General features: G+C 68.6%; 14 protein-coding genes. 5 read left to right on the top strand and 9 right to left on the bottom strand.

Features of this window, described 5'->3' with window-relative positions; genetic code table 11:
* Nucleotides 1-482 precede the first annotated feature (482 nt).
* The 8 genes from AB0H88_RS50615 to AB0H88_RS50650 form a co-directional block, all read right to left on the bottom strand.
* Nucleotides 483-656 carry a hypothetical protein gene (locus AB0H88_RS50615; protein ID WP_357657160.1) on the bottom strand — a complete coding sequence of 58 codons (174 nt, stop codon included), beginning with the start codon at nt 654-656 and terminating at the stop codon, nt 483-485.
* 1,004 nt (nt 657-1,660) lie between these two features.
* A complete protein-coding gene (locus tag AB0H88_RS50620; protein WP_357657162.1) occupies nt 1,661-2,482 on the bottom strand; it encodes a carbohydrate ABC transporter permease in 822 nt (273 codons plus the stop codon).
* The gene (locus AB0H88_RS50625) at nt 2,479-3,366 is read right to left on the bottom strand and encodes a sugar ABC transporter permease (RefSeq protein ID WP_357657163.1); all 888 of its coding nucleotides are present in this window, start codon (nt 3,364-3,366) and stop codon (nt 2,479-2,481) included. Before AB0H88_RS50625 ends, AB0H88_RS50620 begins: the two co-directional genes overlap by 4 nt.
* A gap of 8 nt (nt 3,367-3,374) precedes the next feature.
* A complete protein-coding gene (locus AB0H88_RS50630; protein ID WP_357657165.1) occupies nt 3,375-4,691 on the bottom strand; it encodes an extracellular solute-binding protein in 1,317 nt (438 codons plus the stop codon).
* A 42-nt stretch (nt 4,692-4,733) separates the two neighbouring features.
* Entirely contained in the window at nt 4,734-6,854 is a 2,121-nt protein-coding gene (locus AB0H88_RS50635; RefSeq protein ID WP_357657167.1) for a glycoside hydrolase family 36 protein, read from the bottom strand.
* A 110-nt stretch (nt 6,855-6,964) separates the two neighbouring features.
* Nucleotides 6,965-7,978, bottom strand: a complete 1,014-nt coding sequence (locus tag AB0H88_RS50640; protein ID WP_357657169.1) for a LacI family DNA-binding transcriptional regulator — start codon at nt 7,976-7,978, stop codon at nt 6,965-6,967.
* 293 nt (nt 7,979-8,271) lie between these two features.
* A complete protein-coding gene (locus AB0H88_RS50645) occupies nt 8,272-9,837 on the bottom strand; it encodes a serine/threonine-protein kinase (protein ID WP_357657171.1) in 1,566 nt (521 codons plus the stop codon).
* Complete coding sequence (locus AB0H88_RS50650; RefSeq protein ID WP_357657172.1) at nt 9,827-11,158, bottom strand: DUF4407 domain-containing protein; 1,332 nt, start codon at nt 11,156-11,158, stop codon at nt 9,827-9,829. Before AB0H88_RS50650 ends, AB0H88_RS50645 begins: the two co-directional genes overlap by 11 nt.
* A 287-nt stretch (nt 11,159-11,445) precedes the next feature.
* Here AB0H88_RS50650 and AB0H88_RS50655 point away from each other — a divergent pair, with 287 nt between their 5' ends.
* The 3 genes from AB0H88_RS50655 to AB0H88_RS50665 are packed head-to-tail and all read left to right on the top strand — an operon-like array spanning nt 11,446 to nt 15,789.
* Nucleotides 11,446-12,879, top strand: coding sequence for a hypothetical protein (locus tag AB0H88_RS50655; protein ID WP_357657174.1), 1,434 nt, complete (start codon nt 11,446-11,448; stop codon nt 12,877-12,879).
* On the top strand, nt 12,866-13,867 hold the full coding sequence (locus AB0H88_RS50660; RefSeq protein WP_357657175.1) for a hypothetical protein: 1,002 nt from the start codon (nt 12,866-12,868) through the stop codon (nt 13,865-13,867). Before AB0H88_RS50655 ends, AB0H88_RS50660 begins: the two co-directional genes overlap by 14 nt.
* A complete protein-coding gene (locus AB0H88_RS50665; protein WP_357657176.1) occupies nt 13,855-15,789 on the top strand; it encodes a hypothetical protein in 1,935 nt (644 codons plus the stop codon). Before AB0H88_RS50660 ends, AB0H88_RS50665 begins: the two co-directional genes overlap by 13 nt.
* Before the next feature lie 83 nt (nt 15,790-15,872).
* Here the strand turns inward: AB0H88_RS50665 and AB0H88_RS50670 are convergent, their stop codons facing one another.
* The gene (locus AB0H88_RS50670) at nt 15,873-16,661 is read right to left on the bottom strand and encodes a hypothetical protein (protein WP_357657178.1); all 789 of its coding nucleotides are present in this window, start codon (nt 16,659-16,661) and stop codon (nt 15,873-15,875) included.
* An 828-nt stretch (nt 16,662-17,489) separates the two neighbouring features.
* Between AB0H88_RS50670 and AB0H88_RS50675 the strand changes: the two genes are divergently transcribed.
* A complete protein-coding gene (locus AB0H88_RS50675) occupies nt 17,490-19,568 on the top strand; it encodes an alpha-amylase family protein (protein ID WP_357657179.1) in 2,079 nt (692 codons plus the stop codon).
* On the top strand, nt 19,565-21,502 hold the full coding sequence (locus tag AB0H88_RS50680; protein ID WP_357657181.1) for an alpha-amylase family protein: 1,938 nt from the start codon (nt 19,565-19,567) through the stop codon (nt 21,500-21,502). Before AB0H88_RS50675 ends, AB0H88_RS50680 begins: the two co-directional genes overlap by 4 nt.
* Nucleotides 21,503-21,547 lie beyond the last annotated feature (45 nt).

Consider the following 21,547-nt stretch of genomic DNA (forward strand, 5'->3'; position numbering starts at 1 on the left):
CGCGAACAGCGCGAAGAAGAAGCGGGGACCTAAACCGGCCATCAGTGGTGACCTCGAACTGGCCACCTGTGGGGACTTTTACATGGCCACGGACATGCCGAGGCAATATGCCGACTGACCGCACGGTGGACCGCTTGGGAACACCTGCGCGCTGAGGTTGCCCTGGGCATATCCCACTGATCAGTCTGTGGACCGAGAAACGTCCTTTCCCGCTTGAGAGTCAGGTTCCCGTCGCCGTACTCCTCGGCGTACGTCGCTGCATCGTTCCCGGGCTCGACCTCAAACCCAGCCGTTACCAAGCCGAACTCAGGGACGCCGTCTCGGCCTCCATCCACATCGTCCGAACCACCCCGACGAGTACATCCGGCACCGAGTCGAGCACCAAGTTAGAAACACCTCGCCTGGTTCGGCGAGCAAGCGGCTCATCATGGATCCAGGTCCCTATTCCGCAAGTTGCAACAGCGGATCGGCGGATCCAGCGCTCATCCATCAGTCGGTAGGGCGGCGTCCTCATCGCGGCTCATCAGCCCGAGTATCTTCGGGCCGCGCAGGTCAGCGCTGAGATCCGCCATTCGAGGGACGGTGTGGAAATGGACGTGGTTGAAGCCTTCCAACTCGGCGAACTGCATCACGTAGGTCTTCTCGCAGTCGGTCACATCCCGCAGAGGAAGGCTGAACGAATCAGAAGAGCTGCGCAGTCGAGATCGACGTGAAGGCGCGAGCGTCGGGCGAAGCCCGACACCGGGAAACACAGCCCGAGCGGAGCGAGGACGATCGGGGCGGGCTCCGGGCGCCCAGCACCGGAAGTCAGTCACGGGTGGGTGGTGGGCCGTACTTGGCCCGGCGCGAACCACCCACCCCAGTTCAGGGACATGAAGTCTCGGTTCTCCCACCCGATGTCAAGATCAACCGGGGAAACTACTACAGCGAGCGGCCCGGCGGACCGCGCCCCAAGGGATAGAAGTTGGCGGCCCCGCCGGGTGCGCACCCCTGGCCGGACCCGCCGTCGACCTGTCAGTAGTGGGACTCCTCCTCGGCATCCAGTACGTCTCTACGCCACCCCAGTACTACCGGACTCCATCCCGCCCGAGGCCTCCTGATCTTCTCCGGTCTCGCCACTCTCGGACTCACATCGCCAAACCCCTCGCGAGCGGCGAGTACGACAAAGCGGACGTCGATGCCGTCGCTCCGCTGCTACTGATCAGCTGGTCCGAAGTCGGACCCGGCCTCCTCCGCCAGATCTACCCGCCCGAACCGACACAACTCCAAAGTCCGACTCACCCGCACTCCTGGCGCCGCTCACCACCGAGATCCTCGACCGCGCCGACCTCACACCCACCGTGCCGAGCAGTGGAATCGTGGTGCTGCTCGGTGTCGAGAGTGACTCGGAGGCCTGCCACCGCTCGTTGATCGCCCATCGATTGTCCGTACAGCACCACGTCACGATCGAGCGATCTCGACATCACCGAAGAGGAGCTTGCCTACGGCGATGAGCAGGGATAACCCCTCCTTCGCTCTGGAGACTCAGGAAGATGTCGCCGTCGAGCCTCGGACGGCTCACGCGGCATTGTGTGTGTAGCTCAGCCGTACCCGTCCGCCTCGGCGCGCAGAGCGTAGATCTGAGACGACAAAGTGCAGCCCGGCAGGTAGCGGACCACCGCTACTTGACGGCGCCTCCGGTGATGCCGGAGATGATCCGCCGTTGGGCGATGACGAAGACGACGATCAGCGGCAGGCTCATGAGGACGACGTAGGCGAAGACCAGGTTCCAGTTGTTCTGGTACAAGTTGCTGCTTGCCACCGAGTACAGGTTCAGCGGGAGCGTCGAGTACTCCCCTCCGCCGAGCACGAAGAAGGCGTAGAAGACGTCGTTCCAGATGTAGAGGCAGATAAGGATCGTGGCGGTCGCGATGACCGGGCGCAGCAGAGGCAGCACGACCTTGACGAAGATGCCGAGCGGCCGTGCGCCGTCCATCCGGGCCGCCTCCTCCACCTCGACCGGGATGGTCCGCACGAAACCCGTGACGAAGAAGATCACCAGAGACATGTACATCCCCATGTAGACCAGCATCATCCCGATCGGCGTACTGGCCAGGTGGAGTTGCCGCAGCAGCAGGACGATCGTGACGACGGCGGGCGGCAGGATGATCCCGCTGATCGCAGCCGCGTAGAGCACGGCCATGGCGCGGCCCGCCCGCCTGGCGAGCACCCAGGACGCCAGCGAGCCGAAGATCAGCACCCCGGCCACGGACGGCACCATCACCAGCAGGCTGCCGAACAGCCCCCACAGCACGCGCCCCTCCGTGAACGCCTGGGAATAGTTCTCCCACAGGTGCCACACCCGCGGGAGCGACAGGTCGGGCAGGTTCGCCTCACCCTGCGTCTTGGCCGAGGTGGCCAGGGCCAGCCACAGCGGGATCCCGATGACCACGGCGGACAGGACGAGGACGGCGGCCGGGTGGACGAAGCGAGAGATCCTCACAGGACGCGCTCCCTCTTGCGCAGGTATCCGATGACGGGAAAGGCCAGCAGGGTGACGAGGAGGAGGAGCGCGAGGCTCATCGTCGTCGCCTGGGCGAACAGGCCGTTGCCGTAGACGCGGAAGATGTAGATGTCGAGCACCTCGGTCTGCTGGGCGGGCCCGCCCCCGGTGGTGGCCAGGATCGTGTCGAACCCGTTGAAGGAGCCCAGCAACGCGGTCGCGACGTTGAAGGTCACAGCGGGCGCGATCAGCGGGAACCTAATCGAGCGGAAGGTCCTCCACCTGCCGGCCCCGTCGATCCTGGCAGCCTCCAGCACGTCGGCGGGGACCGTCTTGAGACCGGCGAGGAAGATCACCATCGCCAGCCCCATCCACTTCCAGGAGTTCACGAAGGCCACCGTCACCACCGTCCAGGTGGTACTGCCGAGCCACGGGATCGTCACGTCCTGGCCGGCGAGCGCGCCGAGGAGACCGTTGACCGGGCCGTCGGGCTTGAGGAGCGCCTGGAAGGTGTACCCCACCGCCAGGGCCGACATCAGCACTGGGATGAAGAAGACAACCCTGGCGAACCGGTTGATCCGGGTGTCGCGCTCCAGCAGCAGGGCAAGCCCGAGCCCGAACCCCGTCTGCATGATCGCGACGAGGACGGCGTAGACGACAGTGATCCGCAGTGAAGACAGCAGGGCGCCGTTGGACAGCACGGCCTCGACATTGGCCAGTCCCACCGGGTTGATGTCGTTGTGAAAGGCCGACCAGTCGGTGAACGCGTAGACGAAGTTGAAGAGCGTCGGCAGGAAGAAGAACACGGCCAGCACGGCGAACGCCGGAGCCAGGAACCAGTTGGGATACAGCACCGCTCGCCGCGGCGGGAGAGAGGGGATCATGGCGTCCGTCAGAAACCCTTGATCCCGAGCGCCTGCGCGAGCTGCGCGAACTGGGCCTGCGTCGTGGAGGTCGCCTGTTCGGGGGTCATGGTCCCGTTGACCATGTTCGCCAGGTTCACGTAGAAGTCCGGGTTCACCGCCGCGTTCTGCTGCATCGAACCGGCCGCGTCGTCCAGCGCGGCCGTGGCCTGCTTCACGACCTCTGGCACCCCGTCTGGAGTCGGTACGGCGGGCTCGATCGACACCGCGCCCGCGGACTTCACGTACTCGGGGTAGTAGGTCTCCAGCCAGAACCGCAGGAACTGCCGGGCGCCCGCCTCCCGTTTGGCGTCGCCGGTCCTGAAGGCGACCAGCGCGTTGTCGCCACCGGGCACCGACGTGGCGAGGTTGCCGTCCTTGGAGATCGGGAACCAGCCGATCTCCTTGTCGATGGTCGCCGTGTCCGCCGTCGACTGCATGAGCGACGCGAACGAGGTGAGCTGCAGCACCATCGCCGCCTTGCCCTTGAGCAGGGCGGGGCCTGACTCGGTGTACTTGGAGGTCTTGTCGTCCTTGTTGAACAGGCCCTGCTTCACCATGTCCTGGAACTGCTTGACTGCGCCGAGGATCGTCGGATCGGTGAACTTCTCCTTGTTCTGGCTGACCCGCTCCCACAGGCCGCTCTTCGACGCCTCGGCCGTCATGACCTGCGGCCACCACTGGGTCGGCCACTGATCGCCGGTGGCGCCGAAGAACGGTGCCACCCCCGCCGCCTTGATCTTCTGGGCATCGGCGAGCAGTTCCTGGAAGTTCTTCGGCGTGCCGGTGACGCTCGCCTTCTGGAAGACGGCCTTGTTGTAGAAGATCCCGAGGACCGAGGGGACGTTGACGAAGGCCGCGTAGTGGCGGCCGTCGACCAGGCCCAGCTTCTGGATGGCCGGCGTCTGCTTGGTCAGCCACGGCGCGCCGTCCAGGCTCTGCAGGTCGGTGGCGGGCTTGAGGAGCGCGAGCATGCTGCCGGTCGGCTGCCAGGTGGCCAGGTCCGGCTTGGCTCCGGTGGCGAGCTTGGTCGGCGCGTTGGTCTCGTAGACGTCGGGGATGACAACCTTGTTGACCTTCGCTCCGGTCTTGGCCTCGAACGCCTGGATGACGTTGTCGGCCATCGAGGCGGTCTGCGTCGACATCCACAGGGTGAGCGTCACTCCCTGCAAGGACGCGCCCGGGTCTGGCCACGCGGTCGCCGCGGTCGGCGCGGAGGGCGTCTCGGGGTTGCCCGCGGAGCAGCCGGCCAGCAGGAGCGCGCCGCACATGGCGGCAGCCGTACGGTAAAGGCCTCGAGTTTTCATGATTCTCCTCGATGGGGGTGTGAGCGTTAACACTGGAAGGGTTCAATCCGTCGGCTGAAGCCGGAACAGGCGGGCGGTCGGTCCAGATACGGCGGGGCGGAGCGTGAGGCGCCCGGCGTGGGCCTCCCACCGGTGCTGCCAGGCGGGCAGCGCAGCCGGATACTCGGTCTCCACGCGGAGAGCGCGCCCGCCCAGGCCGGGCAGGTCGAGCTGGATGTCGTGCGGCCCGCCCGCTCGCTGCCACACGGCCAAGAACACCGTCTCGCCGGTGCGCAGGCCGAGCGCGACAACCTCGTCGGTCCAGGCGGGCAGCCCCAGCGGCCAGAACGGCTCGGCCGCGGCGACCTCGGCCCTGATCCGCTTGTGCACCGCCACCCCGTCCGAGACGAGCGCGAGCTCGGCGGGGCTCATCCCGTCGAGGTGACCGGACAGGTAGAGCCGCCCGGCCAGGCCGTTGACCATGGTGAAGGCGAGCTCCTCCGCAGGCATCCCGGGCTGCGGGTAGGCCCAGTTGCCCGCCTGCTCGGGGAGCACTGAGGCGGGCGCGGAGGCCGCGATGGCGGCGTAGAGGCGAGCATCCTGCTGATCCGAGGTCGACTGCAACTGGAGGCGAGACAGCAGGGCGTAGTCTGCCCGCATCGCGCCCGAGGCGCAGTTCTCGAAGACCACTTCCGGGTGCCGGTCGAGCAGGCCGTCGAGCCATTCCAGGTGGGCGCGGTTGAGCGCGAGCAGCCCCTCCCCCGGCTGGAGTGCATCCCTGTCGGTGCCCGCTCCCGGGGTGACGTTGTAGTCGAGCTTGAAGAATCCGATTCCGTAGTCCTGTACCAGCCGGTCGACCACCTCGTCGAGGTGCTTCCTGGCCGCGGGGTGGCGCAGGTCGAGGAAGTACCTGCCGTGCTCGACGACGCGCTCGCCGTTCCTGATCAGGAACGCCTCGACGGGCAGAAGCGCGGCGAGCGGGCTGCGCACGCCAACAACCTCCGGCTCCAGCCACAGGCCGGGGCGCATACCCCTGGCCCTGACGTGGTCGAAGACCCGGGCGAGCCCGCCGTCGGGGAAGCGGCCGGCCGAGGAGCGCCACTCACCGACGCTGTCCCACCAGTTCCCGCCGTCGTCGTACCAGCCCGCGTCGACGCAGAAGTACTCCGCGCCCGCCTCGGCGGCGGTGTCGACGAGCGGCAGCAGGCGCTCGGTGGTCGGGTCGCCCATGAGGGTGTTCATGTAGTCGTTGAAGACAACTGGCAGCGCGTCGCCCGCGGAATGCGCGCGGCGGATCGCCCTGCGCTGCCGGGTGAGGGCGGCCAGCGCTCCCTGGTAGCCCTCGTCGGACACGGCGACGGACACGGGAACGGTGATGAACCGCTCTCCTGGAGCCAGGCGGGTGCTCCACTGGTGGTCGAGGTCGGTAGGACCGCTCAGCACGAGGGCGATGGAGTCCGCGCCGCCGCGGCGGCGGTCCACCTCCCACCGCCATGCGCCGTTGTGCTCGATCTGCCAGCCCCAGGCCCGGCCGGTGCGGGCGTCGGCCAGCACGCCGGTCGGCAGGTACTCGCCCGAGGACCAGGTGCTCTTGCTCACCGTGACGAGCGCACCCCGGCCGTCGTGCCCGTGCAGTTCGCCGTCGATGTCCGCCAGCCCGTCCGGGCCAGCCAGCGGGATGCCCGTCCATCTGCCCTCGGCGCACCAGTCCGTGCGCGCCCGCCACAGGACCAGCTCGCCGTCGTCCGGTGACTCGGCCAGCGCGCCGGAGCCGAAGGACGAGACCATCTGCAGCACCCGGGAAACCGATCCGGTGTTGGTGACCTCGGTCCAGGTCTGGACGGCCGGGACGTCCGTCCTGGCGCGGAAGACGCTGGTGGCCTCCAGCCCGGTCGTCTCGTCACGCTGCCGCACGCGTAGCTCGCGCCAGTCGCCGTCCGCGCGCTCGACCGCATCCGCGAAACGCAGTCGCGATCCGGCGGCGGTGTCACTGAACCGGGTGTTGGACAGCGCCCTGCCCTCCCCCAGAACCATCAGCTCGACCAGCGGCTGCACCCGGGAGAGGAGCACCTCGCCCGGTGCTGGTGCGGTCCCGAACCTCGCGATGCGGATCGGAGCGTCCTCGCGTCGATCGAGGACCAGCTCCAGGGAGCCGGGATGCCACTGGATGGTTCTGCTCGTCATCACGTTCCTTAAGCCGGACATATGGTGCGGTTCAGCCATGAAAGCGTTTATCAGAAGGAGGCCGCAAGTGGCCAGGGGAAATGCGCTGATAACGCTTTCGAAACGTGGCCTCAGCGGGTGGGAGGAGCGGCGCTCCCGCGCACAACGAGGCGCGGGGTGGAGTGCGGCGCCTCGACGGGCACGCCCGCCAGCCGGCCGAGCAGGAAGTCGACCGCCGTACGTCCCAGTTCGGCGAAGTCCTGGCGCATCGTGGTCAGCGACGGCGTCCAGATCTCCGCCAGCGGGTGGTCGTCGAAGCCGACGACGCTGACGTCCTCGGGTACCCGCATCCCCTCGTCCTGGAACGCCTTGATCACACCGAAGGCGACCTCGTCGTTCCCGCACAGGACCGCGGTCACGTCTCCGCGCCCGGCGAGATGCGCACCGGCCCGGAGGCCGGAGCGAGGGGTCTCGTCGCTCTCCACAATCTCAGGAATCGGAGCTCCGGCCGCCTCCAGAGCCTCCCGCCAGCCGAGCAGCCGCCCGCTCGGCCTGCCCGACTCCGGTATCCCCACATGGTGAACGGTGCGATGGCCCAGGCCGAGCAGGTAGTTTGTGGCGTCACGGGCGCCGGCGCGGTCGTCGAACAGCGCCCGCGGGACACTCCTCCCCTGCCCTGCGGAGGAAACTGCCGCCGTGGGGATCGTCCTGGGCAGGGCCGCCAGCGCCCGGCTGCCCTGGATGTCGAACTCGAGCACGATCACCCCGGCGAGCGGCTGGCCGAGCGCCAGGTCCACGGCGACCCGCGCGGACTCATTGTCGTCCCCGTCCAGCAGCGTGAGGGCGACCACGAGGCCGACCGCGCGGGCGGCCTCCTCGATCCCGCGGATCGCACTGGCGTAGCCGTACCTGGTGGTGTCGCTGGTCAGCACGCTGATGATCGAGCGTTTGCCGGTCGCCAGGGCACGCGCGGCGGCGTTGGGGCGGTATCCCAGTTCCTGGATCGCGCGCAGCACCTGCCTGCGCTTGTCGGCGCTCACCGGCGCGGAACCGCTCAGCACCCGAGACACGGTGGGTACGGACACGCCCGCGACCCTCGCCACGTCCGCGAGGACTGGAGGACGGGTGTGCAGGCGGCGGTTCACACCGGTAAGGGTACATACCAGGAGGCGAAGGCATAGGCGGGCGGCTCCTGCGGCAGGATACGGCAGGCCGACCCGCTCACGGCACAACCATAGGTCGTGTTGATGGCATGGGCGGCCCGCCAGGCGCTGGGCGACGTCGAGGTGGACGCCGTCCGGGCCGGTGGTCATGTCGCAGTAGGTCAGCGTCGAACACCGTGTTCGATCTAGGGGGCAACCTTGGACGCCTCAGGACGTCTCATCTCAAAGGCCGCACAAGGGGTGCCGCAGACATCCGATCTGCCTAAGATCAGCGGCTATCCCTTGGCGGCGAGTCTCCGCGCAACGTCCTCGCGGGTCGCGGACGGCAGCAGGGGCAGCAGGCGGTCGCGACGGGAAGGCGGGCAATTCACGAGCAACCCGGCGATTGTGGCGGATGGGAGGCGGCTCAGCGCCTGACCAGCCGGGCCCTCCGGCATCGCGGCGACGACGAGACCGGTCTGCCGGGTGTCGATGGCAGCCATCGCTTCGAGGGCCGCCGCGGAGTGCCGATCGTGCATGTGAGCGAGCATGCGTCCGCGGTGGTGGGGCTCCATCGCGAGTACGACCCCGGCCACCAGGTTCGGGTCTCGTACCTGGTCCAGCAGCCAGCCGACGCGGTGCGGGAGCAACATCTGCAGGATCTTCGCGCTCTTCGTCGCCTGGCGGCACAGCTCCTCCACCGCGGCGGTCGTGAACAGCTGCCACTGCTGGGCGAGGAGGACCGCTGCCTCGGCGGCCGGCAGCGCGAGGAGCATCGAGCCTCTTTCCGCGGCGTCGGCACCGGCGAGCGTCCGTCGCACTCGTTGCGCCGCCCCGTCACCACCCCTTCCCGCGCCCTCACCACCCGCTCCCGCGCCGTTTCCACCCCTTCCCGCGCCCTGACCACCCGCTCCCGCGCCGTTTCCACCTCGGCCGCCGCTCCGTCCGGGGGAGCCGCCGCTCGCTCCGGGGGAGCCGCCGCTCGCTCCGGTTCCGTTCGCCCGGTGAGGCGGAGGTGGTCGAGTGGCGGAGTCGTGCCGCGTCCGCCGCGGCCCCGTCCCGGGATCGCCCCTGGGGGCCTGTCGCAGTCGCCGCGCCAGTTCATCGGCCGTCATCCTGTTGACCGGGCTCTTGACCAGCAGGCGGTTGATCGTCGACTTGAGTCCGCCCGCCCGGGTCATGGGGTCCGGGGGGAGAGCGAGGATCGCGAACTTGGTGGCTTCCTCAGTGCTCCGATGGAAGGGTGGACGTCCCTCCAAGGCCGTGTAGAGGGTGGCGCCGAGCGACCACAGATCGGCCGCTCCGTCTACCGGGATGCCTCGTAGCCGCTCAGGGGCTATGAAGTCCGGGGTGCCGATCACGTGACCGAGCGTGGTGATGCGCTCGTGGCCCTCGATGGCGGCGATCCCGAAATCCACCAGGACGACCTCGCCTGAAGCGGTGATCAGGATGTTGTCCGGCTTCACGTCGCGGTGGAGCACCCCTACCGCATGCGCGGCCGCAAGCGCGTCGAGCGCCTGGGCGCCGATGCGCACCACGTCGCGCTCGGACAGGGGTCTCTTCTCGATCAGGGCGCCGAGCGCGGTACCTGGCACGTAGTCCATCACGATCCATGGGCCGTCAGGGGCGTCGAGCACGTCATGGACCCGGACGATGCCCGGGTGATCGATCCGGGCCAGCGCCCGCGCCTCCCGTTCTGCCCGCGCCTTCAGCTCTGGCAGGCGTCCGACGTCCGCGCGTACCTGTTTGAGCGCCACCACGCGGTCGAGCTTGCCGTCCCGGCCGCGCCAGACCCGTCCCATGCCGCCGCTGCCCAGTCGCGCCTCGATGACGAACCGACCGGCGACGCGATCACCAATCATCGGTCAATCCGGCGTACTCGGTCCGCTTGCCGTCGCCTGTCCGAGAGGCGCGGTTGTCTCGGAGGTTGCGAAGTGCCTCGTCCTCGAAGCTCCTGTCCTCAGGGTGCTCCGCCGGCGGGGGTGAATACGGGACACCGGGTTCGTAGAAGACTCCGGTACGAGGTTCGTCCGCGACGTACGGCCGGGTCGTGCCGTCCCGCCATGGAGCGCGACGTGGCCGGTCCGCCTCGTAGATCTGGTCGATGGCCACGTTGACCTCCCGCTTCTCCAACGCAGCCAAGATCATGTCGTAATTGCCAGGCCGCTGCATCAGCTTGACGAGGACCGGCAGACACTCGATGAGCAGGATGAACAGGAACAGCAGGATCCGGGCCATGTTGAGGGTCGCGTTGGCCTGCGACACCCTGCCGAGCGCCTCCAGTCGCAGCATCAGGCCGTCGGATCCCTGGATCTCGGCGGCGAAGCCGTCCCTGAGCCCTCCCTGTTGCTTGGTCAGTTTGCCCAGCTCCGTCTGTACGCCGCGCAGATCCTGCTCCGCCTGGGCCAGCCTGCTGGCCTTTCCGGCCTCCTGACTGTCGCTGAGCTGTTTCCGGCGCAGCGCTATCTGCCGGTCGATGTCCTTCACCCGGTCGTCGGCGGTTCTGTACGCCTTCTCCGCCGCCTCCGCAAGAGGCCCGGACCCCTTCTTCGCGCATTTGGGCGGCCCGACGTACAGCTGGCACTGCCATTCCTGGTAGGACTTGTCCCGCTGCTTCACAGCCTGGTCGTGCGACTTACGCAGTTCCCGGACCCGCGGATCGGCCGCCGGGTCGAGCGTGACCTCCCCGCGGGAGGCGATCACAGCTTGCAGAGCCGCCGCGGACTTCTGCAGTTCGGCTACGCGCCGGCCGGTCTCGCCGCCCTGCTGCGCGCTGGTGAACGCGTCGGCCTTCTCCTGCTGGATGTCGACGATCTCGGCATCGATCTCAGGCTTGAAGATCTGCAGGACCAACGGCGTGGAGATGACGGCGCCCAGCAGCAACGCGAGGAGCACCCGGGGCAGGGCGAGCCACAAGCGCCGTCCACCTTGTGCCGGCAGGGATGTGACGAGCCACCGGTCCAGGCTCAGGATCGCCACACCCCAGACGATGCCGATCAGGACGGCGAGCGGTGCGAACACCTTGAGCGCCGAGGCGAGCGCGAACGTCATGGAGATGGCGGCGACGCAGGCCGTGGTCAGTATGGCGCCGCCCAGGCCGTGAAACCTGGCGCGCTCCCCCTTGCACCGCTCCAGCACATCCGGACGGGCACCCGACAAGACAATCAGCCATCTACCGACCACGCGCGGCTCCGGGGGGGAGGGGACAGGACGCCGTACGCCCTACCCCGTGAGTAATCCACTGACTACCATAAACAACCGGCAATCTTGATTTATCACAAGAGGATAGATGTCAACTCGCGGAGGTTACGTCCGACGGCCCGCCACGGACGGCTTTCCCAAGAGCGACCAAAGGTTACAAACCACCAAAAAAAGGACAAGGATTAGCTATCAACCCTTATCGCCATAAGTTCCACTAATGCTGCCATAGGACTCGTACGAATAAAGGTTCGAAACGGGCGGGGAAATCTTTGAACCATTTCGCAGAGGGTGGGTTGCGTGGCGATCTCGCCGATCTGATCGTCTCGTTCAGGGAACGGCTGGCCGTCGTGGAGATCGACGCCGCCGGAATACGGATCTTCGAAGTCCGCGTCGACGAGGTCGGCACGCCGCACCACACGCGCAGAGCCTCCGCCAAGTGGTCCACCTTGACCGCCTCCGGCGATGAGGTCTTCGACGCGGTGCTCCGGATCGCCGGAGATCTGATCTCCGCCGACGAGGAGGACCCGGTGATGGTGGTGCGTTGCGCCGACGGGCATGAGCAGGAGGCGGCGCTGCGCGCGCTGCGACAGTGGCGCCCATCGGCTCAGGTCGTCGAGGTGTCCGGGGTCAAGCTCGGGGAGCTACTCCCGGAGCTGATCGCCGGTGCACCCCTGCGTCATGCGTACGACCTGATCGTGGCCCGGGAACGCGCGGACGACGGCAGGCTCGAACTGGTGGGACGGCGGCTCTTCGGCTCCGGAGCGACGCCCGGGGACGATGCCCATGTGAGCATTACCTGCACCGACGCGGGCGGCGTGCTGCTCGCGGTCTCCGCCTGGTCAGGCCTGCTCCAGCCTTCGGACCTGGTGTCGGTCGACCACGCGCCGCTCCCGCCCGGACCACATCGGCTGCGGGCGGTGTTGGAGCGACCCGGCGTCGTCCGCTTCCCCGAGGTCCCCGGTCTTCAGCCGGACACGCGTCCGTGGACGGAAGTGGTGGCCACACTGCCGGCACTGCTGCCGCCCGCGCCCCGGCCCGCCCACCTGGTGTGCGCCATCGAGACGGCGGGAACGCTGAAGGAGCTCGAGGATCGCTGCCACTGGGCCGGCTACGTCATCGACCTTCTCACCGAGCACCGTCTCGGCCCCCAGCACCTCCAGGTGTCCGTCGTGGGATACGGCACCCACGTGTTCGGCACCAGGCACGCAGACCGAACTCGACCGGCCTTGGCCGTCTGGTCCGGCTCCACGGCGCAGGCACGGGCCGCCCTGGAGTCCCTGCAACCCACCCCGCCGACGTACCCGAACGCCGCCCAGCTCGAGGACCTGCTCGCGGAGGTGAGCGACCGGCTGCTCCCGCAGCCGGGCAACACGCGGACGGCACTGCTCACCATCGGGGCGCGGCCTCCGCATCCCCCGCGCTCCGGTCTCGACCGCGTACCCGCCTGCCCCGCGCGGCACGACTGGCTGGCGCTGCTGCGCGACATGGAACAGCGCCACGATTTGAGGAGCGCGGCCATCTGCGACAGTCCGCCCGCCTCCCCCTCGTCCCCCTGGCATCGGCTCGGCTCGGCCGCGCTGTTCCAGGTGGATGCGGTGAACGCGGAAGAACTCGTGATCCGGCTCGGCCTGGTGGCATCGTCCGCCGCCGCGCTTTCCCTTCCCTTCGTCTCCCAGAATGAGGACATCGGTGGTCGACACTGACTCCGCCCCCGGCGACCCCGAGCGCGATCGCGAGCCCGACATCGCGATGTGGGGGGCATCGGGCAGCGGCAAGACCGCCTTCCTGGCGGCGCTGAGCATCGCGCTGAACAAGGCCCGCGACGCGGGCTGGAGACTCATCGGGGAGAACCCGGTGTCCCGGACCGAACTGGCGAAGCTGCGCAACACGCTGCTGCAGGCGCGCACGTTCCCGGCCCCGACCGAGGCACTCACCCACTACAGCTGGTTGATCATCGGCCCGGCGGCGGCGCCGCGCAGACGATGGTGGCGACCGTGGGCGACGCGCGTGGCGAAGGCGCCGAAGTTCAAGCTCGACTTCCTGGACCTGCGCGGGGACCTGTACGCCGAGTCCGAGTCCAATATCGACAAAAAGACCCTGGTCGACAGCCTGGTCAAGAGCCGCGGGCTGATCTACATGTTCGACCCCGACCGTGAGGCCCGGGTGGGCGACGCCTTCAAACATCTGGACGCCGCACTGCACGAGGTCGCCGGGCGGATGCTCGTCGGCGACGAGTTCGAAGACGGCAAACTGCCCCACCACATCGCGGTCTGCATCACCAAGTACGACGACCCGAAGGTGTTGCGAATCGCGATGGAAGAGGGGTTCTCGGAACGAGATCCCGGCGATGAGCTGCGAATCCCCCGTGTGCCCGAGGATCGGGTCCCCGATTTCTTCCGGGTGCTGTGCCGGGAGACCCACGACCACAACGCGGAGATGATCCTCGACCTGATAGAGGCGTTCTTCCATCAGGATCGCATCAAATACTTCGTGACTTCTTCGGTGGGCCTGTTCATCGATGAGGATCTCGGCCGTTTCGACCCGGACGACTTCCTGAACGTCATCGACAACGCGAACGGCGGGCTGACGATCCGGGGGGCCGTCCGCCCCATGAATGTGATGGAGCCCGTGATCTGGCTCGGCCGCATGATCCAGCCCGGCGCGATGAGGAGCAGGCGATGGGATGGCTGACCGCCCACTGGGCGATCCTCGGCAAGACGCCGGAGAGTCTGGACGACTACGGTGTGATCGGCTGCAGCTCGGGCGCGATCACCAGCGCGGAGTTCGGCATGTGGCTCAAGGCGTTCACCTCCGGCACCATGGAGCCCAAGGCCCTCCCCCGGGTGGCGACCAACTACTTCGCCGTCGGCCCTGACAAAGAGCCCTGGCTGGGGCTGTCCCTGCAGACCGAGCCGGAGTCCCAGGACGGCTTCCAACGCCCGTACGCGAATACGTACTACGCCTGCGTACGCTGGGCGGACATCGCCTCCGAGTCGACCAGACTGTCATACCGTGCCCTGTACGAGGCGCTGACGAAGGAGAGCTTCTCCGGCAACGTGCCCTTCCGGCTCTCCCCCTCGGCGTACGACGAGCGTCATCTCGCCGGCGAGGTGAACGGCACGGCACGGCGGGCGGCGGCGCTGCTGCTCACCGGGCGGCCGGTCTGCGTGGTGCGGGCCGGTCATCTGCCTCTGGATCGGCGGCTGGACTTCCTGGACGCCGTGGCAGCGCTGCTTCCGTACGGGTTCCGCCCCACGCTGGCGGCCTCCACCTGGACCAACAGCGCCTCCCGGCACCGGATCCGCCTCTCCTTCGCCGAGGTGCCGCCCACCCACGGGGTCTGGGAGCTGCCCTGGGAGGACGATGACCCACCAGAGGGGTATCCGCGCCAGGCCCTGTTCTACGAGAAGGAACTGGAGCGCTATCAGGGTGCTGATCTTCACGAGCTGATGAGGTGGCTCACCACCTTGGCGGAGCCGCGCGACTTCGACGACGTGTCCGACCGAACCGCGGCGTCCAGGCTGCTCCGAACCAGTACCTCCGCTCAGCTCCCGGGCTCGGGCGAGCAGCGCACCGCCGTCGCACGCCCCCCGAAACCCTCGGTGGAGCAGTTGCTGCACCAGTGCCGTGAGAGCATCGCGAACTCCGAGGAGCAGCGGCTCGGTGTCCTCAACACGCAGCTGGCGCAGCGGGCACGCGAACGTGTGCCGGACAAGGACCGCAAGACCTACCGCGTGTTCATCAGGGCGAACCCGATCCACCCGCCCCAAAGGCTGGCCGATTCGGTTGTCGTGCAGACCTTCTACGAGAGCCTGCTACGACTGCTGTACGCATCGCCGATGCACGCGGCCGACGTCGAGGAGATGCTGGTCGATCTGGGTGGCCAGCGCCGGGCGGCGCCTGGCCTCCCACCGGCGCTGCTCGCTGCGATGAGCCGGCTCCTCCCGCGGAGCTCTCCCTCGGGAAAGTTGCTCATCGCGAGCCTGCAGGGCCCCGAGCACCTTCTCAAGATCCTCGACGACATGTCGGAGGACGAGTTGTTCCACGTCGCCGTCCAGTCCCGCAACCGCAAGGTGCTGGACATCGTCATATCAGAGGCGGACCACCGTGCCCTGCCCACTGATCCACGGGCCATGGAGACCGTCAAATACGCGCTGATGCGACACCGCTACCTCATCGACGCGATCAGCTCCATCTGCGCCGCCGACGAGAGCGTCCGCTACTACCAGAACGTGCTCCAGGTGAGCCATCGCCGCCAGCTCTCCTCGGCGGACATCGAAGAGATCCTCGTGGGCCTGGACCGCCCTCCCCAGACTTTCCTGCTCGCGATCGTGACCCTGAGCGCGCCCGGAACGGCCTCGACCCTGCTGTACGCCCTGGCAGACGGCGCGGTGCGCAGATTCGGCCTGACCGGAACGCCCATCGTCAACAGCATCAAGGCCGGCCTCGACCGGATGACCGCCCCCGAGGATGAGGACCATGGCCGGAAGACGTGGTGGCGCCGAGGTCCCAGCCTGAGAAGGCTGAAACCGGCTTCCACCCTCGGGAAGGTCCTCATCGCCACATCGATCACCCTCGTCGCCGCGGCCATCGCCCTGCGGCTGTGGCTTTGACCCGGCGTCAGCGCAGGTGAGCGGCCGTCCAGCAGTCCACCCGCTGCGTGTCGACCTGGAGCGGTTGAAAGGCGGGTTCGAACTCATCCCCAGTCGCAGGAGTATCCGTAGTGACTCGTGCCCACCGGGTGGCCCGCGGGGAGCGGCTCGCCGGTGAGCGGCGGTATCTCGACCGCGTCCCAGTTGAGCATGCCATCGGCGGTGAAATGCTCGCCGAGGTTGATCGTGCCGCTGAACCGCCCGTCCGAATAGGTGAAGAGGCAAAGCTCTACGCCGAAGGGAGGTTCTTCCACCTCCGCCACCACCGGAGCCATGAGCCATGAGCAGGCCCAGCGCACCTCGTCCGGATGAGTGGTGACAACGCACTCGGAATGACCGAACGAGCCTGACCCCGCCTCCAGATGGAGTTCGTAGTACGAGTAGGGAGGTTTCTGCTCCAGTACGTCGATGCCGCCGGCGTCGTCGGCCCAGGCGTTCAAGGTGGCGACTCCGGCGCACGCGGCGGGATTGCCGGGATCCACTTTCAGCACTCGCGCGTAGAGAGCGTGTGCTTCGTCCCGCCTGCGAGCGAGGGTGTGGTCGTCCTCGCCCTGCGCGATCGCGTGGTCATCATCGATCTGCCAGTAGGCGATCTGCTGGACGAGCCGCCCGGCGAGCATGACGGCGGCGAGCTGATCGTCGGGGCGGGCGCGCAAGGCGGCGCGGAGCCACGGCTCCTCCGGCCAAGCAGCGAGGAACTCCCCGTTGATGACGTCTTCCGGAGAGTCGGTCCTGAGCATGCACAGCAGGCGGCCTAGCTCGCGAGCGGCGTCCGGATCCCCCGCGGTGGCCGCGACCCGCAGCCTCGTGATCAACTCCTCAGTGATCGCCATGGCACGCCATGCTAGCCGAACCACCATCACTCGACCGTACGTTCGAAAGGGCCCCGCTAGAGGGAGCCTTGTGGCAGACGGGCGTCCTCCGGCACTCCGAGCGCCGCATCACCTGGCGCGGCCCCTACGAGGAGATCGACCCGACCGGCGCGTCCGTCCGATCCGGCGGGAACTCGAGAAGTCGGAACGGAAAGAGGCGCGCCCGTACGCGTGCCTCTGGCGGAGAGTGCCTCGTACAGACGCCGCGCCTCACGGATCAGCAGGCTCGAGCCCTTGCGTGCCGCCAGCTCCGCCAGCCCCGGTATGTCCTCGTGCGCCCCAGCGAGCACCGCCGCGCGCACGGTGACCTTGAGCCAGTTCGCCCAGCCCTGGCCTGGCCTTCTCGCCGGGTGCGGACACCATATTCCGGGAGAATGCGGGATAGCCGGTCTTGGGGGCGAGCGTCCACAACTGGGCGAGCGGCCCGGAAACTCCCTCGGGCGGTGCGAGCCGTCCAGTCGCTCCATGCGCGCGCGGGCTCAGGCTTGACCTCGGCCACCATGCCGAAGGCGGCGGCCAGCCGCTCGCGCAGGGCGGAAGGTTGCTCATCGCGAGCCTGCAGGGCCCCCTCGTCGCCGCGGCCATCGCCCTGCGGCTGTGGCTTTGACCCGGCGTCAGCGCAGGTGAGCGGTCGGCGGCTACGCCGATGACAAAGGCGTCGTGTTCGTCCTCATCACCTCCGCCGGGGGGAGTTCTCGAGGTCCATGAGACCGTGGCCTTGTCTCTCTTGCGCTCTTGTATGACAATATTTCCCGTCTGACGATCAGCCCTGACGAGAGGTGTGTCACGATGCGAACATCCGACTGGCCGCGTACGGCGACCCGCTGGACGCAACTGACGCTGGCCGAGAACGACCCGGCGCATCTCGATGTCGACTTCTGGACCTCGGTGATGCGTGACAGCAGGTCCAACGCGGCCTGCATCAGCGCCGGCGGCTACATCGCCTACTATCCGACCCGCATCCCGTTCCACCACCGCAGCACCTACCTCGGTGACACCGACCCCTTCGGCGCCCTGGTCGAGGCCGCCAGGGGATTGGGCATGCACGTCATGGCCAGGGTGGACCCCCACGCCGTGCACGCCGACGCGGCCGAGGCGCATCCCGAATGGCTGGCGCGCGACGCGCAGGGGGCGGCCATCGAGCACTGGGCGTACCCGGACATCTGGCTGACCTGCGCCTTCACCGACTACCACCGCGAGTTCATCACCGAGGTGGCCCGCGAGATCGTGCGCGAGTACGACGTCGACGCGATCTTCGCCAACCGGTGGGAGGGCCACGCCGGCATCTCCCACAGCGAGGCCGCGCAGCGCTCGTTCCGCGACGACACCGGGTTCGAGCTGCCCAAACGCGAGCGCGACCCGTCCGACCCCGCCTGGCCCGCGTACGTGGTCTGGCGGCGGCGCAGGCTCAGCGAGCTGGTCTCGATCTGGGACGCGGCGGTCAAGGACCTGCGGCCGCACGCCCGCTTCATCCCCAACCTGGGCATGTTCGCGGCCCGCGATCTCGAGCCCGAGCTGGTGCGGCGGGTCTATCCGATGTTCGTGGTGGACAAGCAGGGCCGCTCGGGGGACGAGGCTCCGTGGGCGGCGGGGCGGGTGGCCAAGCGCAGCCGCGGCCTGTATCCAGACCGGCCGATCGGGCTCATCACCTCCGTCGGCCCCGAGCACCATCAGCACCGATGGAAGGACTCGGTGGCCCCGCCCGAGGAGGTGCGGACGTGGATCGTGGACGGGTTCGCGCAGGGCGCGTTCCCGTGGTTCACCAAGTTCAACGCCACCGTCTCCGATCCGCGCTGGGTGCCGGCGGTGGTGGAGGCGTTCGGCCTGCACGCGCGGCTGGAGCCGGTGCTGTCGGAGATGGCGGTCACCGCCGAGGTCGCGCTGCTCGACCCCAGCAGGGCCGGGCAGCTCAAGGTGGGGGCGGCGCACACCTTCCCCGATGAGAACGGGTTCTACCAGGCGCTGGTCGAGGCCCGGATCCCGTTCGAGTTCATCGCCGACCAGGCGCTGTCCGCCGAGCGGCTGCGGCCGTACAAGGTGCTGGTGCTGGCCAACGCCGAGCAGCTCGGCGACGCGGAGTGCCAGGTGATCCGCGAGTACGTCGCCGCGGGCGGCGGCCTGGTGGCCGCGCACCAGTCCTCCCTGTACGACGAGCACGGCGACCTGCGCGACGGCTTCGGCCTCGCCGACGTGTTCGGCGTCGACCTGACCGCGCCCGTCAGGGGCCCGGTGAAGAACAACTACATCGCCCTGACCGGCGAGCACCCGGTGAACGCCGGCTTCGGGGGCGCCAAGCGGATCATCGGCGGCAGCCACCTGCTGCGCGTCGAGGCCAGGCCGGGCACGCGGGTGCCGTTCCGGTTCGTGCCCGACTTCCCCGACCTGCCGATGGAGGAGCTGTACGCCAGGCAGGCGCCGGACGCCCCCGCCGTGATCACCAGGGAGGGGCCTGGGCGGGTCGTCTACATCCCGTTCGACATCGGCGCGATCTTCTGGGAGGCCCTCCAGGCCGACCACGGCCTCCTGATCGCCAACGCGGTGCGGTGGGCGCTCGGCGGCGAGCCCGAGGCCACGGTACGCGGGCCCGGCCTGGCCGACCTCGCCGTACGCCGGGACGAGCACGGCGTCGCGGTGACCGTCGTGAACCTCACCAACCCGATGGCCATGCGCGGCGCCATCAGGGAGACCATCCCGCTGCCGCCCCAGACGGTGTCGGTCGCGCTGCCGCCCGGCGCCCAGGGGGCCACGGCGCGCCTGCTGGTCGCGGACGCCGAGGCCGCCACGGTGATGTGCGACGGCCGGGTCGAGGTGGAGTTGGCGGACGTGGGGCTCATCGAAGTCGTGCACCTCACCTGGGAGTGGTCATGAGCAGGGCGTGGTGGCGCGAGCCGTTCCGGATGTTCCAGACCAACCTCCGCGAGGTGGACGCCGGGCTCGACGTGGAGCGGGTGCTTGACTACCTGGAGGAGTTCGGGGCGAATGCCTGGTTGATCAGCGTCGGCGGCATCCTGTCCAACTATCCGACCGGCCTGGATTTCCAGACGCGCAATCGGCGGCTGGCCGAGCGCCCCTCTGGTGACCTGATCGGCGACGCGGTCGCCGCGGCCCGCCGAAGGGGCGTGCGGGTGCTGGCCAGGATGGACTTCTCCAAGATCGACCACCGGCGGGCCGAGGAACACCCCGAGTGGTGCTTCGTGGCCCCCGACGGCGCTCGCCAGGTCTACAACGGGCTGGCCAGCGTCTGCCCGAGCGGCGACTACTACCAGGTCAAGCTGTTCGAGGTCATCGGCGAGGTGCTCGACAGGTACGAGATCGACGGTTTCTTCCTCAACTGGATGTCGTTCAACGAGGTGGACTACAGCCGTAAGTACTGGGGGGTCTGCCACTGCCTGGCGTGCGCCCGCCGGTTCGAGGAGGAGCTGCCCGAGGGGCCGGGCTCGCCCGGATACCTCAGGTGGCGCAAGTTCGCGCACGACACGATCGAGGACCTCAACTCCCGGATCCGCGCCGAGATCGCCCGCCGGAGACCGCAGGCCGCGCTGATCTTGGGCGAGCACGCCGACATCGTCTTCCACGAGGCGAACAACGCCGTCGGCCGGCCGCTCTGGCACCACCGCACCAGCGAGCACGTCAGCGCGGCCAAGTCGTATCGGCCGGAGGTTCCGGTGCTGGTCAACTCGGTGGGGTTCGTGGACATGCCCTACCGGATGGCGGGGGAGGAACCGTACCACTTCGCGCAGTATCTGCTCCAGGCCATCTCGCGGGGCGCGATCCCGTCCACGTACATCATGGGGACGCCGGACGACAGCCCGTACGAGTGCCTGGAGATGGCGGCGGAGATCACCCGCTTCCATCGCGACCACGCCGGCGTCTACCGGGACCTCGTCTCCGAGGCGCGCACGCTGCTGGTCCGGCCCGACCCGCTGAAGGACGGACGCCCCGCGACCGGCGAGTTCCAGGGGCTGTACCTGGCGCTGCTGGAACGGCACATCCCCTTCGACGTGCTGCCCGAGGACAAGCTGCCGGTGGCCGATCTGTCCCGCTACCGGCTGATCGTGCTGCCGGACCTCGGCCCGCTCCGGTCGGCCCGTGTGCTGGACGCCTACGCGGCGGCGGGCGGGACGGTGCTGGCGACCGGTTCGAGCGGATTCGACGTGGACCAGGTCCAGCTCGACTGCTTACCCGCGGTCCGCCGCCTGGCGAGCATGGAGAGCGAGGAGTCCGTGCGCTCGCTGCACCTGCGCGGCGACCGGGGCATGGTGCCGGTCATCGGGGCCTTCCACGTGGTCGAGCCCGCCGAGAAGGCGGAGGCGGGCCTGTTCGCGCTGTCCAGGGCCAGGTACGGCCCGCCGGAGAAGTGCCACGGCCACCGGGAGAGCGGCCATCCGGGCTGGCTGAGCGCCCCCTACGGCCAGGGTAAGGGCGTCCTGATGCCGTGGACGGTCGGCCGCGGCTACCGGGAGACCGGGCTGAGCGCGCACCGCGACCTGTTCGCCGACCGCGTCGGCCCGGACCTCGCCGTGGAGACCGGCCTGCCGGAACAGGTGGAGATCGTCCTCGCGCGCTCGGGGGCGACGCGGGTGATCCACCTGCTCAACCGCTCGGGCGACGCCGACCAGCGCTTCCGCCGCCCGGTGCCGATCGGCGAGTCCTGGCTCACGCTGCCGTGGCCCGGGGAGTGGCAGGTGCACGCCCTGATCGCGGGCCGCGCGCTGGAGGTCGAGGGCGACCGGGTGCGGCTGCCCGAGCTCGGCCTCTACGAGGTGTTGGTGGGCAGCAAATTGTCAAACAAGTATTCATGACCTATTGACGGTCTCGTTAGACAAATGGACACTAGGTCATCACCA

The sequence above is a fragment of the Nonomuraea sp. NPDC050680 genome (assembly GCF_040654555.1).
GTDB lineage: Bacteria > Actinomycetota > Actinomycetes > Streptosporangiales > Streptosporangiaceae > Nonomuraea.

Coding starts and splice junctions, on each gene's coding strand:
- AB0H88_RS50680 (WP_357657181.1), top strand. CDS start 19,565: ATGAGCAGGGCGTGGTGGCGCGAGCCGTTCCGGATGTTCCAGACCAAC.
- AB0H88_RS50670 (WP_357657178.1), bottom strand. CDS start 16,661: ATGGCGATCACTGAGGAGTTGATCACGAGGCTGCGGGTCGCGGCCACC.
- AB0H88_RS50630 (WP_357657165.1), bottom strand. CDS start 4,691: ATGAAAACTCGAGGCCTTTACCGTACGGCTGCCGCCATGTGCGGCGCG.
- AB0H88_RS50675 (WP_357657179.1), top strand. CDS start 17,490: ATGCGAACATCCGACTGGCCGCGTACGGCGACCCGCTGGACGCAACTG.
- AB0H88_RS50645 (WP_357657171.1), bottom strand. CDS start 9,837: ATGATTGGTGATCGCGTCGCCGGTCGGTTCGTCATCGAGGCGCGACTG.
- AB0H88_RS50625 (WP_357657163.1), bottom strand. CDS start 3,366: ATGATCCCCTCTCTCCCGCCGCGGCGAGCGGTGCTGTATCCCAACTGG.
- AB0H88_RS50635 (WP_357657167.1), bottom strand. CDS start 6,854: ATGACGAGCAGAACCATCCAGTGGCATCCCGGCTCCCTGGAGCTGGTC.
- AB0H88_RS50665 (WP_357657176.1), top strand. CDS start 13,855: ATGGGATGGCTGACCGCCCACTGGGCGATCCTCGGCAAGACGCCGGAG.